Here is a 13,710-nt window from a genome sequence, read left to right as displayed (position 1 = left end):
AGCCTCACTGAGTTGATCGCGTTGTCAGTCCCCCCTGCCATCATCCCGCCATGCTGTACGACGCCTTGGTGGCCGAATCCCGCAGGAACGACGGGCTGGACGCAGTGCGGTCGGCCGCGCTCGACCGCTCGCTCGTCGACCTCCTGGAACATCAACGGACCGAGTTCCGGCGCTCCATGGGTCACGAGTACCGGCGGTCCGGGGCGCAGGGCGCGGCGACCCGGACCGAGATCGACGGACGACTCGCGGCCTGCACGGACGAGGAGGGCAGGGCCGCGGTCCTGTGCCTCATGCTGGCCGCCTGCTTCGACGACACGAGCCTGTGGCAGTACGAGGCCGAAATCGGGTCGCTGATCTCACGGGTGCGGGGCTGGACGCCCGACGAGGTCGCCGTGATGCTGCTCCGCGCCACCAAGGGCGCGGGCAACGTGTTCCTGCCGTTCGAGGACGAGCGGTCGAGCCTGATCCTCGGCAAGGCGTTCCTGCTCGCCGCCGACACCGAGATCACCGACGAGACGATCCTCCGCCAGATCAAGAGGGGCGCCCGATGAACCTCGCAGCCCGGCTGATGCGCGTGCTGACCGACCCGGACCACATCCTTGAGGACGAGGACAGGCACCCGGACCTGTCGCAGGTGTCCGACGAGGACCTCGGCAGCCTGCTCGTGGCGGCCTACAGGCTGGACGCCTCGGCCACGCCCGCCATGACGATGGTCCGCTTCGTGGTCGAGCGCACCGCCCGGGAACGGCAGCCGCGTTATACGCCCGACGCGTGCCGCACGATGTTCGAGGCACTCGTCCAGAAGTGCCAGGTGCACGGCTGGGCGGACCTCGCCCTCGGCCTGGGCGCGCTGGAGCACTGTGCAGGTCCCCTGCCCGACGTGTCCCGACCGGCCCGCACCCTGGTCGAGTTCTGGCTCAAGAAGGACACCGTGCGTCAGCCGTACGCGCTGCTCGCGGTCGCGGGGCTCGCCGGTGAGGGGACACTGTGCGCGGCGGTGGAGCGCCTCTCCCGAGATGCGGGCCCCATCGTCGCCGACGAGATGGCCGTCATCGCCGGCCTCTCCCCGGCCGACCGGATGCTGCTGTCCGAGAGAGACCTGGACCACAGGTTCGTCCCGCCGCTCGCGCACACCTGGCGCGGGTCGGCCGACAACCCCGCCTACGTGGCGTTTGCCCGCCGTGCGCTGGAAGCGGCGGCCGACCGGACCGACGCGATCCGGGCGGGCGAGATCCCGTACCGTGCGGACAAGGCGTTCACGGACCGGGAAATAGCTTCCCTCGGACAGGTCCTGCGGGTGGCGCTGCTGCGTGACGAGCCCTGGCTGCCGGCGCTGTTCGACCGGCTGCTGCCGGGCATCGCCCTCGCCCCGACGGCGGCACGGACACTTCCGTCCCAGGCCCTGCTGTACGAAATCGTCCGGGCGGCACAGGACTTCCCGACGCCAGAACTGGTGACCGCCATCCGCACCGTACGCCGGACCGTCCGGCACGCCGGGGTGCCCAAGCAACTCGACAAGATGCTCAAGAAGGTCGACGCGGCCCTGGCCGAGCGCACCGAGGTGGCACTGCGGCTGCCGAGGCTGGAGTTCGACACTGCTTCCCCCGGGGGTTCGGCCGCGGTCGGCGTCCTGCGCCGGACGGCCGGGGACTACCAGGCCGTCGTCACGGTCACCGATACCGCCACGCTGGCCTGGGAGAAGGACGGCCGCCCGCTGCGCAGCGTCCCGGCTCCGGTCCGCCGCGACCACGCGGCCCTGGTCAAGGAGCTGCGCGACCTGGTGAAGCGGGTGAACGCCCAACTCGTCACCCTCGTCCGAGCGCTGGAGGGTGGTCTCGCCGTCGATGCCGTCCACCCGTACGGCTGGTGGCGCAGCGAGCTGGCCGGGCACCCGCTCGCCCGGACCCTCGTACGCAGGCTGATCTGGGAGATCGAGGTCGCCCCTGGCGAGTGGCGGGCCGTGCTGCCCGAGACGGACGAGCACCTTCCCGATGCGCCCGACGACGCCTCCGTACGGCTGTGGCACCCGCTCCGCTCCGACACCCGAGCCGTGCGGGCCTGGCGGGACCTGCTCAGCGAGCGGCACATTCGGCAGCCGTTCAAGCAGGCGTTCCGGGAGATCTATCTGCTCACCCCGGCCGAGGAGCAGACCCGTGTCTACTCCAACCGATTCGCCGCGCACCTCGTCCACTACCGCAGGATGTTCGCGCTGTTCCGGGCCCGGGGATGGCGCAGCGACCTGCTGGGACCCTGGGACGGCGGCGACAACGACGAGGCCGAGCGCACCTTCGCGGCGGGGGAGTGGCGGGTCCGCTTCTTCCACAGCTGGGCGGACTGGGCGGGCGAGAACGAACTGGCCTCCACCGACCAGGTGCGCTTCGATCGTCGGGTGGAGGGCGCATGGCGGGAGGTTCCGCTGACGGAGGTACCCCCGTTGGTGTTCAGCGAGGCGATGCGGGACGTGGATCTGTTCGTGGGGGTGACGTCGATCGCCGCCGATCCCGACTGGACCGACCGGGGCGAGGACCGTTACGCCGCGTACTGGCGGACGGCGACGTTCGGTGCGTTGACGGCGAGCGCCGAGGTGCGCCGGGAGGCGCTGGAGCGGATCCTGCCGCGCTTGAAGATCGCTGCCCGGTGCGCGTTGGACGGCCGTTTCCTGGTCGTGCGGGGGGACTTGCGCTCGTACCGGATCCATCTGGGCTCGGCGAACATCCTGATGGAACCGGACGATTCCTACCTGTGCATCGTGCCGTCGCGCGGCAAGAGCACGGGCAACGTGTTCCTGCCGTTCGAGGACGAGCGGTTGAGCCTGATCCTCAGCAAGGCGTTCCTGCTCGCCGCCGACACCGAGATCACCGACGAGACGATCCTCCGCCAGATCGAGCGAGGTGCCTGATGGCCACTGTGACGTTCCGGGACGAGACCGCGACGGGCAAGCCGGTCGCCGCATGGGAGATCGCCGGGCTGCCGGAGCGGATGACCGTACGGGAGCTGATCCGGTTGAGGGTCCGCGAGGAGGTCGCCCGGCACAACAGCCGCCCGAGCACCCACTTCAACGGCCTCGTCCGCCCCGACGACGCCGAGGTCGAACTGAACGGCTACCGACTTCGCGAGCCGCGCCGCATCGACCGGCAGCGCCAGGCCGACACCGCCGAACGCGCCTTCCTGGCCAACGGCTTCTTCGTACTGGCCGGCGACCGCCAGGTCGAGGACCTGGACGAAGTCGTGGATCTGGCCGTCGATCCCGACCTGGTCTTCATCAAGTTGATTGCGCTGGTGGGTGGTTGAGGGATCGGTGGCTCGCAGGGCGGGGAAGGGAGTCCGTGGCTGCCTCGGACCGACAGCGTTCGAGGCCGCGGGGACGTGGTCGGCGGCGAGCGTCCTCGACGGGAAGCGCAGACTCCGACACGGGGAAGCCGTGCGTCCGGGGCATCCAGCCGCCGCCGATCCAACCCGTGGTCCGGGCGGCGGACCGCGGGACCGCCCCCGGACGGACCCCAGGACCGCCGGCACAGCGTCAGGGGTCGGCGGGAGCCACGCGGCGAGGCCGCTGGAGGAGCGCGTCCAGCAGCGCCGCGTCATCCGTGGCCGACCGACGAGTCGGCACTGCGGTGCAGTACCTGTTTCAGATGCCGGGTGAGGTGCCGGCAGGCGGACAACGCCTCGGGGTCGTCCTCGCGACCGGACGATCCCCGCCCGCACAACGCGCCCGGCCGAGCGGGCCGGAACCGCCGGCCGGCATGAGGAGACCCTTTAAGGGCCTCATGACCTGCGAGAACGACCGATAGCTCGAGGGCTGGGCAACCAGCCGGTCGCCTCTGGCCACAAAAGGCACAAAAGGAATCCGTCCCGACACCCTACGCAGCCGCCGATGCCGATGTGCCCCGGGCCGGAGAGGTGCGACCGCCGCCGGTTGCCCGGTCGGCTGGCGGCGACGTCCGGCGGCGGTAAAGCTTTGGAGACCGAGGTGGTCAAGGGGGAAGCGAACGCTGATGTGACTGTGGAGGAGCCGTGGGCAGCCTGGTCGTCGTCGGAGTGGATGGCTCGTCGTCGAGTGACGCGGCGGTGGTGCAGGCCGCACGGGAAGCACAGCGGCGTCGTGCGACGCTTCGTGTGGTGCACGGCTTCAGCTGGCCTGTCGGGCCCATGTACACACCGCTGGACCCGTCGCCGCTCAATCGCCTGGCACACGACTCCGCGGAGCTTGCCCGGAGTGTCGCGCCGGAGGTGGAGGTCACCGATGCCGTGATGACCGGCGGTGCGGTAGCGGTGCTGACGGCGGAGTCGCGAGACGCGGACCTCATGGTCGTCGGCCGGCGGGGCATCGGGGGCTTCGTCGGCATGCTGCTGGGTTCGACGGCGGTCTCCCTGGCCACTCACAGCCGGTGTCCGGTGATCGTGGTCAGCGAGGAACCCGATGACGCCGGGCCGATCGTGCTGGCCGTCGACGGCTCCCCCGAAGGTGAGAACGCGGTCGAATTCGCCTTCGCCGAGGCGGCGTTGCGGGGGGCCGAGATCAGGGCCGTGCATGCGTGGCTGCCTGATTACGCGCCGGCCGGTATGGGCGTCGAGAGCGCGGAGCGGTTGCTGGCCCAGGCAGTCGTCGGTCGCCGGGAGAGATATCCGGACGTCACGGTCGCACAGGAGGTGCTGAGCGGCGAAACCCGCGAGGTCCTGATCAAGGCGAGCAGCGGCGCCCAGCTGATGGCCGTCGGCGCCAGAGGGCACGGCGGCTTCGCCGGGCTGCTCCTGGGCTCGGTGAGCCAGGCGCTGTTGCACCACGCACACTGCCCGGTCGCCGTCGTCCGCCGTGGTGCGTGACGAGGGCCGCGATCTTCGAGGGAACGCTCACCCTCGCCGGAGCATCTCGTGGGCCATCGCGATCACGGTGCGGGCCGCGGCACCGGGCATGCGGTCGGACGGGGAGGCCAGGGAGAACTGCCAGTCCAGGTCGGCGTCGTCGACGGCCAGCGTGGCGACGCCCTGCCCTTCGCCGAGGGCGACCCGTGGCAGCAGTGCCACACCCAGTCCGTTGCGGACGCAGGCCACCCCGGAGGTGAGATCGGTGATCTCGATGGCGACGCGATGGGGGACGGAGGCGGCGTCGAAGGCCCGGTCGGCAACGGTCCGGTTGCTGTAGCCCAGGGGGAAGTCGACGAAGTCCAGGCCGGCCAGTTCGGTGATCGACACGGTGCGGCGTTTCGCGAGCGGATGGTCGGCGGGCACGACGAGGTCGAGCACCGAGGCGGCGAGGTCGGTCAGTGTGATGCCGGCCGGGCACGGTCCGGGCCCCGAGACGAAGGCGAGGTCGAGCCGCCGTTCGAGGAGGGCTTCGATCAGGCCCCGGGAACCGGAGGGGGCGGCGCTGGTCTGCAGGAACACACCGGGATGACGCCGGTGGAATTCACCCAGGAACACGGGAAGGTCGATGAGCCCGATCGTGGTGATCGCGCCCAGCCGCAGTGTGCCGCGCAGTCCGCCGCGGACCTCGGCCACCGCGTCTGCGGCGTCGCGGGCGGCGTCGAGTGCGGCGTGGGCGCGCGGGAGCAGGGCGGCACCGGCATCGGTGAGCAGTACGCGTTTGGGGGTGCGTTCCAGCAGCGGCGTGCCGAGTTCTCGTTCGAGGTTCTTGATCGTGGTGGAGACCGCGGACTGGACGACGTGCACCCGTGCGGCGGCACGGGTGAAGTTCGCTTCCTCCGCGACGGCCACGAAGTACTCGAGCTGGCGCAGTTCCACTCTCCGAGTATCCCTCGAGGTATCTCTCAGCGAGATGGCGGCGGTCTATGACTTCTGTTGGACAGTGCCCGTTCCGTCCAGTGATTCTGTTGGAAGTTCAACCGATACAGGAGGCCGAAAATGACCTACAGAACGCCACCGACATATCTGGGCAGCGGTGACCCGGTACGGCAGCGCAAGGACTATTACCCCCCTTGGCTGGACAATCTCGCCGACGATGTGACGCTGGAGGCCGGGGTCTTCAACGGGACCGTTCACGGGGCCGAGGACGTTCGCGCGATACTTTCCTACGCGCGCACTCTGTATGAATTCCAGGACTTCATCTACATCGGCAAGTACGGAGAGAACGGCTTCGTCGAGGACTACGCGGCGACTGTGGACGGCAGGCCGATCGCCAATATCGCTGTCGTCTACAAGAACGAAGAGGGCAAGACGCAGCACCTTGTGATGAACCACCGTCCGCTGCCGATGCTTCAGTACTTCTCCAGGAAGCTGGGCGAGCACTTCGCCGGGACCGAGTACGCGAAGTACTGCGCCGATCCGTCGGATGCCGACCGCGACTGACGGGTCCTGCCCATGAGCCGCACTGACCCACCGCTTCACGTATCGAGTGAGTCGGTAAAGGGCTGGCGGGTGCCCGATGTCGATGACCCTCAATACACGGCCCGGTTCCATCGAGAAGGAAGGGTCCGGAGCCTGAGCGCCGACGTGGATCCGGCCCCACCATCGTTCTTGTCCGGAACGCCCGTCGAATTTGTCGGGCGCCGGGAGATGAAAGGTCTCTCATGCCTCGATCCATGCGCGCGCTCGTAGCCGGAAAGGTCGGCGAGCCGATCGATGTCCTGCGGCTGGAGTCCCGGCCCGTTCCCACGCCGGAAGCCGGTCAGGCGCTGATCCGGGTGAAGGCGACTCCGATTCATGCCAGCGATCTGCATGTGCTGCGTGGCCGCTACGGCTTCGCCCCCGAGTTCCCCACCGTGGGTGGTCACATGGAGTGCGTGGGTCGTATCGAGGCCCTGGGCCCGGATACGGAGGGGCTGAAGATCGGCGAGCGTGTGGTGGCCGTTGCGGTCCCGGCGGTACCCGGGCCCCCTGTTGCCGGCACTTGGCAGGAATACCTTGCAGCCGATACACGAAGGCTTCTGCCGGTCCCCGACCATCTGAGCGACTCCAGCGCCTGCCAACTCGCCGTGAACCCGTTGACCGCGCTGCTCCTCGTGACGCGCGAACTCGACGTAGAGCCGGGCGAATGGTTGGTGCAGACGGCCGCGGGCTCCACCGTCGGCCGGCTCGTCATCCAGCTGTCCGGGCATCTGGGTATTCGCACGATCAATGTCGTGCGGCGACGCGATGCCGTCGAGGAGATCAAAGAGCTCGGTGGTGACGAGGTCATTTGCACCGAGGACGAGGACCTGGTGCGGCGCGTGGCTGAGATCGCAGGACGGGCCGGCGTGCGCAAGGCCGTCGACTGTGTCGCGGGACATGTGGGTGCCCAGGTGTCCCAGGCATTGGCTCCAGGAGGGGAGGTCGTGGTCTACGGCGCGCTCTCCACCCATCGGCAGACCGACCCGGCGGCGCTGACGATCCCGCTGCAGGCACGCTCGGTCATCTACGAGACCAAGGCGGTCCGCGGCTTCTGGCTGAACCGCTGGTTCGGCACTGCCTCATCCGGGGATGCGCTGCGCGCGCTGTCCGAGGTCCGCAGTCTCGTCGCTGACGGCGTGCTGAGCATCCCCCAGGGCCGGCCGTTCCCGCTCGAACGCTTCACCGAGGCCATCGCGCTCGCCGAAACACCCGCACGTGGCGCCAAGCCTCTCTTCGTCTTCGAAGACGGCCGCGACAACGACGGTGGGTAGCAAGGGGTCTGCCGGCGGCCGCGGCCGCTCGGACCGGTTCGTCGTTCCAGTGATCCGAGCAGTCGGCGGCCGCATGAGATCGGCCGGCCGGGGGACGAGCGGGAACCCTGTCTCTGTGGTGGCCCGGGACCGACCGTGCGAAGAGGTCGGCGACCCGCGGCGATGGACCAGGATCCCGTCAACGGCTCGTCACGGACCTCGGCACAGGGCCGCTTCCGGGGGGCATGGCGCTGCACGGGCTTCAAGGCCCCGTCACTGGCGAAAACGCCGGTGACGGGGCCTTGAGCGGGGCGGCCGAGTGACTCGGGGTCGAGTACCCTCGGCCGCCCCTCCGGCCTTCAGCTGTGCAGGCGGCCGGGACACGGTCGACTATCGAAGCGACCGGAAGCCCGCGCGGAGTTCCCCGACGAGGAGCTCCGGCTGCTCCCAGGCGGCGAAGTGCCCGCCCTTGGGCAGCCTGTTGTAGTGGACGAGGTTCGGGTACGCCTGCTCCGACCAGCTCCTGGGGGCCTGGTAGAGCTCGTCGGGGAAGACACTCACGGCTACCGGGAGCTTGACGCCCTTCGAACCGAAGAACGGAGTCGTGTTCTCCGCGTAGAGGCGGGCCGCGGAGATCGCCGTGTTCGTCAGCCAGAAGAGCGTGATGTTGTCCAGGACGTCGTCCCGCGTCAGGCCCTCGCTCACTCCGTTGAAGGACCGGGTGATCAGCTCCAGGCTGGCCTTGTCGTGGTCGAGCAGGAAGGCGGCCAGGCCGACGGGGGAGTCCGCGAGCGCCGTGAGGGACTGCGGACGCGACGCCATCATGTAGGCGTAGTAGACGTGCCGGTAGACGAAGTCCAGCTGCTCGACGGCGCGCTTTTGCTCGTCGTCGGCGAGGACGACGTCGGACGGCAGCGGGTTGCCGGCGATGACGGCCTGCTCGATGGCGGGCGGAATCACCTTGGGCATGTTGGTGTGGATGCCGACCAGGCCCTCGGGCTCCTGCACGCCCATGAGGTCGGTGACGACCGCGCCCCAGTCGCCGCCCTGCGCGACGTACTCGGTGTATCCGAGGCGCTTCATCAGCTCGCCCCAGGCGCGGGCGATGCGCTCGGGGCCCCAGCCGGACGCGGTCGGCTTGCCGGAGAAGCCGTAGCCGGGCATCGACGGGATCACCACATGGAAGGCGTCCGAGGCGTCACCACCGTGGGCCGTCGGGTTCGTGAGCGGCTCGATGATCTTCAGCTGCTCGATGATCGAACCCGGCCAGCCGTGCGTGACGATCACCGGCAGCGCGTTCTCGTGCTTCGAGCGGACGTGGATGAAATGGATGTCCAGGCCGTCGATCTCGGTGATGAACTGCGGGTAGGAGTTCAGCCGCGCCTCGACCTTGCGCCAGTCGTACTCGGTCGCCCAGTAGCGGGCCAGCTCCCTGACGGTGGCGAGCTGGGTGCCCTGGGACTGATCGTCGACGGTCTCCTTCTCGGGGAAGCGCGTCGCCTCGATGCGCGCACGCAGGTCCTGGAGCTGCGCCTCGGGGAACTCGAACGTGAACGGGCGGACAGCCGTCGATGCGGAAGTGTCAGACATGTGGGGGGTACTCCTTGCGATGTCGGCGACCCTCTGTCGCCGGCCCGTCCACAGTCGTCCAGGTCCGCGTGCGTCGCCCCAGGGAAACCCCCGGGGTGTCCCCGTGGCCGAACCCCGGGGCGGGCCGACCCCCGTACCACTGCCGAACCCCGGGGCGGGCCGACCCCCGTACAACTACTGAAAGCGCCCAAAAGGGAATACGGTCAAAACAGGGCGTCGAAGCGCATCAGAACCGTGCTCCAGGAAGATCGACCTATGGGTGCACAGTCCATGGAATCCCGGCTCGCGCTCCGCGGCCGGGACCACGAGCTGGCGGCGCTGGAGCGGCTACTGGCCACAGCGCGGGCGGGCACCAGTGCGGTCCTGGTCCTGCGTGGCGAAGCCGGGATCGGCAAGACCGCGTTGCTGGACCACACGGCCGGCCGGGCCGTCGGGTTCCGCACCCTTGGCATCGCGGGCATCGAGTGGGAGATGGAGCTTCCCTTCGCGGGCCTGCATCAACTGTGCGCACCCCTGCTGGGCAGGCTCCACCAGTTGCCCGATCCACAGCGTGATGCACTGTCCGTCGCGTTCGGACTACGGAAGGGTGAGGCGCCGAATCGGTTCCTGGTGGGTCTGGCTGTGCTCGGTCTGCTGGCCGGCGCGGCCGAGGACGGGCCGCTGGCCTGCCTCGTCGATGATGCGCAGTGGCTGGACGAGGAGTCCGTGCAGGCGCTGGCATTCGTGGCCAGGCGGCTGGTGGCCGAATCGGTCGCCTTGATCTTCGCCTTGAGGGATTCCGATGACTGTCATGAGCTGGCCGGCCTGCCGGAGCTGATCGTCGAAGGCTTGAGCGAGCACGAGGCGCGCGCCCTGCTGGCCTCGGCGGTCCGCGTGCCACTCGACCCGCTGGTACGGGACCGGATCGTCGCCGAGACGCACGGCAACCCGATGGCCCTGCTGCACCTGCCACACGCGCTGACGCCCGCCGAGCTGGCGGGCGGGTTCTGGCTGCCCGGCAGGCGTCCCTTGGCTAGCCGCATCGAAAGCGCCTTCCACCAGCGGTTCCGAACCCTTCCGGCGGACAGCCTGCGTCTTCTGCTGACCGCCGCGGCCGAGCCGACCGGAGACGCGGATCTGTTGCGGCGCGCAGCCGCCCTGCAGGGGATACCGGTCGATGCCGCAGCGTCGGCCGAGGCGGCGGGACTGGTCGAGTTCGGTACCAGGGTGCGATTTCACCACCCCCTGGTGCGCTCGGCCGTCTACCGGGGGGCGTCCGCGCCGGGCCGCCGGGCGGCGCACCGGGCGCTGGCGGAGGCCACCGATCCCCACCTCGACCCCGATCGCAGAGCGTGGCACCGCGCTCACGCCACCGACCGGCCCGACGAGGGCATCGCCGTCGACCTGGAGTGCTCGGCGGGCCGGGCCCAGGGCAGGGGAGGAATCGCCGCAGCGGCCTCGTTCCTGCAGCAGGCGACGGAACTGACCCCCGACGCCGCACGGAGAGTCAGCCGTGCACTGGCTGCCGCTCAGGCCCACATCGAGGCCGGCGGGGCCGACCAGGCCCACTCCCTGCTGGCCATCGCGGGGGCCGGCCCCCTCGACGACCTCCAGCGCGCCCGACTCGAGCGACTGCGGGCCCGGCTGGTCTTCTCCCAGGTGCGGGGCGGCACAGCGCCTCGGCTCCTGCTTGATGCCGCACACCGGCTGGCACCTCTCGACGCGGCCCTTGCCCGTGACACCCTCCTGGAAACGCTCGGCGCGGCGAGCTTCGCCGGCCGTCTGGGCGACGGACCCGGGCTGCGGGAGGTGGCCGAGGCTGCTCGCGCCGGCCCGCCGCCGAAGACGCCGCCGCGGACGGTGGACGTTCTTCTGGACGGCGTCGTCGGTCGGATCCTCGACGGCCACGTCGCCGGAGTCGCCGCCCTCAGGCATGCGATGCACGTCGTCCGGCAGGAGCAGAAGGCCGGTGCGACGGAGGCGGAGAGGCACTGGCTGTGGCTGGCGTTCCGCGTGGCACCCGAGCCTCTCGCACCGGAGCTGTGGGACGACGACGCGTGGCACGAGATGGCGCTGGGCGCTGTCGGCCTCGCCCGCGAGGCGGGGGCGCTCACCGTCCTTCCGATGGCGCTGACCTACCAGGCGTGCTCCCACGTCCACGCCGGCGAATTCGACACCGCGGACGCCCTGATCGACGAGGCCACGGCGATCTCGGAGGCGGTGGGCGGCGTACCGATGATGTACACGTCCCTGGTTCTCGCCGCCTGGCGAGGACAGGAGTCCCCGGCACTGGACCTCATAGAGGCCACCATCGAAGAAGTGCGTGCCAGGGGTGAGGGACGCGTCCTCAGCCTGGCCGAGTACGCGACCGCGCTGCTCCACAACGGACTCGGCCGCTACGACGCCGCGCTGGCAGCCGCGACGCGCGCATGCCAGTACGAGGACCTGGGCTTCTTCGGCTGGTCGCTCGCCGAACTCATCGAGGCGGCCGCCCGCAGCGGGCAGCCGGAGGTCGGTGAGGCGGCACTGGACGACCTCACCGAGCGTACGCGCGCGACCGGCACCGAATGGGCCCTGGGCACGGCGGCCTGCTCACGCGCGTTGCTGAGCGACGACCAGGCCGCCGATGCGCACTACCGGGAGGCGATCGAGCGTCTCGGCCACTGCCGCATCGCCGTCCAACTGGCCCGCGCGCGCCTGCTGTACGGCGAGTGGCTGCGCCGCCGGAACCGCCGTCAGGAAAGCCGTGCCCAACTACGCCCCGCCTACGAGGCGTTCAGCCGGTTCGGAGCGGATGGCTTCGCCGAGCGCGCCCGCAGGGAGCTGCTGGCCACGGGAGAGACGGTACGCAAGCGAACGGCAGGCGCCGACACCGAACTCACCGGTCAGGAAGCCCAGATCGCCGGGCTGGCCGGAGACCACACCAACTCCGAGATCGCGGCCCAGCTGTTCATCAGCCCACGCACGGTGGAATGGCACCTCGGCAACGTCTTCGCCAAGCTCGGCGTGACCTCCCGCAGACACCTTCGCTCGGCGCTGTCTTCTCCGAAGACGGGGACGTCGGGGACCTGACGACGTCGTGAGAGCCTGCGCTGTCGGGGGCGGGCCCTCCACGGTCGTCCAGTTGCTGTCCGATGTCGTGGACCGGCCGTCCGGGAGCCGACGCTTTGCAGAGGCTCACCTGCGACGATGCGTCAAGGCCGCGTCGAGGCCCGGCTGCGGATCTGGACATACGGTCGCTCGGGGCGACGTACGCATGCATGCACGTCGGCCTCAATGTTTCCGCTGGTGACGGGGCCTTTGGGTACCCTCGGGTACTGGAACAGTACCGAGCGGGGCTTGTGCTCAGTAGGAACGCGGGAGTCCCAGCACGTGCTGGCCCAGGAACGCCAGGATCATGTTGTTGTTGACGGGCGCCACCTGATAGACGCGCGTCTCGCGGAACTTGCGCTCGACGTCCCAGGTGTCGACGAAGCCGTAGCCGCCATGGGTGTCGAGGCAGACATTGGCGGCCTGCCAACTCGCCTCGCTTGCAAGGAACTTCGCCATATTGGACTCGGCCCCGCATTTCTCACCGGCGTCGAAGAGAGCAGCGGCACGCGTACGCATCTGGTCAGCCGCCGCGACCTGCGTGTACGCGCGGGCAAGAGGAAACTGCACTCCTTGGTCGGCTCCCGTCGGGTGGCCGAAGATATTGCGCTCCTTGGCGTAGGCGATCGCCCGGTCGAGGAACCAGTAGCCGTCACCGATGGCTTCCGAGGCCAGCAGGATCCGCTCGGCGTTCCAACCGTCGATGACGTAGCGGAACCCCTTGCCCTCCTCGCCGATGAGGCTGTCGGCGGGGATACGCATCTCCTTGTACCAGACCTGGTTCGTTGCGTAGTTGAACATCGTCCGGACCGGCTCGACAACCAGTGTCTCGGGCTGTTCGGCGCGGATGCGGCGCAGGTCGACGAGGAACAGGCTGATGCCCTTGGTCCGTTCCGCAGGATCATCCGGCAGCGGCTCGGTGCGCGCCAGAAGCATCAGAAGGTCGGACTGCGCGATGCGGCTGGTCCAGTTCTTGTGGCCCGTGACAACGTACTCGTCCCCGTCACGTACCGCGGCAGTCCGGATCTGCGGGGTGTTGGATCCGGCCTCCGGCTCGGTGATGGAGAACGCCTGCAGCCGCAGTCGACCGCTCGCGATCTCCGGGAGGTAACGGTGCTTCTGCGCAAGGCTGCCGTGCCGCAGCAGAGCCCCCATGGTGTACATCTGCGCGTGGCAGGCCGCTGAGTGCCCGCCGGATCGATTGATCTCCTGCATGATGATGCTTGCTTCGGTGATCCCTAGCCCCAACCCGCCGTACTCAGTGGGGATGAGTGCCGACAGGTAGCCGGCTTCCGTGAGGGCCTGGACGAATTCCTCGGGGTAGGCGCGCTCCCGGTCGTAACGACGCCAGTACTCGTCGTCGAAGGTCTGGCACAGCTTGCGGACTTGCGTGCGCAGTTCCTCGTGCGCCCTTTCGTTGTCCTTGACGGCGATGTCTTTCACGGGAATCGAGGTCTCACTCATCGATGCTCCT

10 protein-coding genes are annotated in these 13,710 nt (G+C 69.4%); 7 read left to right on the top strand and 3 right to left on the bottom strand.

The annotated features are described in order from the left end of the window. The first annotated feature begins 50 nt into the window (after positions 1 to 50). From ACSHXN_RS14550 to ACSHXN_RS14535, 4 genes are all read left to right on the top strand, one after another. Positions 51 to 551, top strand: a complete 501-nt coding sequence (locus ACSHXN_RS14550) for a DUF7737 domain-containing protein (RefSeq protein ID WP_438303216.1) — start codon at positions 51 to 53, stop codon at positions 549 to 551. Further along, on the top strand, positions 548 to 2,899 hold the full coding sequence (locus ACSHXN_RS14545; protein WP_438303215.1) for a DUF4132 domain-containing protein: 2,352 nt from the start codon (positions 548 to 550) through the stop codon (positions 2,897 to 2,899). The genes ACSHXN_RS14550 and ACSHXN_RS14545 overlap by 4 nt, the downstream gene beginning before the upstream one ends. Further along, positions 2,899 to 3,291: a hypothetical protein gene (locus ACSHXN_RS14540; RefSeq protein ID WP_355133464.1), complete on the top strand. Its 393-nt coding sequence runs from the start codon at positions 2,899 to 2,901 to the stop codon at positions 3,289 to 3,291. The genes ACSHXN_RS14545 and ACSHXN_RS14540 overlap by 1 nt, the downstream gene beginning before the upstream one ends. Before the next feature lie 723 nt (positions 3,292 to 4,014). Beyond that, positions 4,015 to 4,824: a universal stress protein gene (locus ACSHXN_RS14535; RefSeq protein WP_355133466.1), complete on the top strand. Its 810-nt coding sequence runs from the start codon at positions 4,015 to 4,017 to the stop codon at positions 4,822 to 4,824. Between the two features lie 27 nt (positions 4,825 to 4,851). Here the strand turns inward: ACSHXN_RS14535 and ACSHXN_RS14530 are convergent, their stop codons facing one another. Beyond that, a complete protein-coding gene (locus ACSHXN_RS14530; protein WP_356293813.1) occupies positions 4,852 to 5,742 on the bottom strand; it encodes a LysR family transcriptional regulator in 891 nt (296 codons plus the stop codon). Between the two features lie 120 nt (positions 5,743 to 5,862). Here ACSHXN_RS14530 and ACSHXN_RS14525 point away from each other — a divergent pair, with 120 nt between their 5' ends. Further along, a complete protein-coding gene (locus ACSHXN_RS14525; protein ID WP_355133470.1) occupies positions 5,863 to 6,306 on the top strand; it encodes a hypothetical protein in 444 nt (147 codons plus the stop codon). Between the two features lie 233 nt (positions 6,307 to 6,539). Next, a complete protein-coding gene (locus ACSHXN_RS14520) occupies positions 6,540 to 7,598 on the top strand; it encodes a zinc-dependent alcohol dehydrogenase family protein (protein ID WP_438303214.1) in 1,059 nt (352 codons plus the stop codon). Between the two features lie 369 nt (positions 7,599 to 7,967). Here ACSHXN_RS14520 and ACSHXN_RS14515 read toward each other — a convergent pair whose 3' ends face one another. Continuing rightward, positions 7,968 to 9,167, bottom strand: coding sequence for an epoxide hydrolase family protein (locus ACSHXN_RS14515; RefSeq protein WP_355803212.1), 1,200 nt, complete (start codon positions 9,165 to 9,167; stop codon positions 7,968 to 7,970). A 255-nt stretch (positions 9,168 to 9,422) separates the two neighbouring features. Between ACSHXN_RS14515 and ACSHXN_RS14510 the strand changes: the two genes are divergently transcribed. After that, positions 9,423 to 12,218 carry a helix-turn-helix transcriptional regulator gene (locus tag ACSHXN_RS14510; protein ID WP_438303213.1) on the top strand — a complete coding sequence of 932 codons (2,796 nt, stop codon included), beginning with the start codon at positions 9,423 to 9,425 and terminating at the stop codon, positions 12,216 to 12,218. Positions 12,219 to 12,491: 273 nt separating this feature from the next. Here ACSHXN_RS14510 and ACSHXN_RS14505 read toward each other — a convergent pair whose 3' ends face one another. After that, entirely contained in the window at positions 12,492 to 13,700 is a 1,209-nt protein-coding gene (locus ACSHXN_RS14505) for an acyl-CoA dehydrogenase family protein (protein ID WP_355133478.1), read from the bottom strand. Between the last annotated feature and the right edge of the window lie 10 nt (positions 13,701 to 13,710).

The sequence above is a fragment of the Streptomyces sp. HUAS TT11 genome (genome assembly GCF_051553595.1).
Lineage (GTDB): Bacteria > Actinomycetota > Actinomycetes > Streptomycetales > Streptomycetaceae > Streptomyces.
This window is presented reverse-complemented; position numbering and strand designations above follow the sequence as displayed.

Coding starts and splice junctions, on each gene's coding strand:
- ACSHXN_RS14550 (WP_438303216.1), top strand. CDS start 51: ATGCTGTACGACGCCTTGGTGGCCGAATCCCGCAGGAACGACGGGCTG.
- ACSHXN_RS14545 (WP_438303215.1), top strand. CDS start 548: ATGAACCTCGCAGCCCGGCTGATGCGCGTGCTGACCGACCCGGACCAC.
- ACSHXN_RS14540 (WP_355133464.1), top strand. CDS start 2,899: ATGGCCACTGTGACGTTCCGGGACGAGACCGCGACGGGCAAGCCGGTC.
- ACSHXN_RS14525 (WP_355133470.1), top strand. CDS start 5,863: ATGACCTACAGAACGCCACCGACATATCTGGGCAGCGGTGACCCGGTA.
- ACSHXN_RS14520 (WP_438303214.1), top strand. CDS start 6,540: ATGCGCGCGCTCGTAGCCGGAAAGGTCGGCGAGCCGATCGATGTCCTG.
- ACSHXN_RS14515 (WP_355803212.1), bottom strand. CDS start 9,167: ATGTCTGACACTTCCGCATCGACGGCTGTCCGCCCGTTCACGTTCGAG.
- ACSHXN_RS14510 (WP_438303213.1), top strand. CDS start 9,423: ATGGGTGCACAGTCCATGGAATCCCGGCTCGCGCTCCGCGGCCGGGAC.
- ACSHXN_RS14505 (WP_355133478.1), bottom strand. CDS start 13,700: ATGAGTGAGACCTCGATTCCCGTGAAAGACATCGCCGTCAAGGACAAC.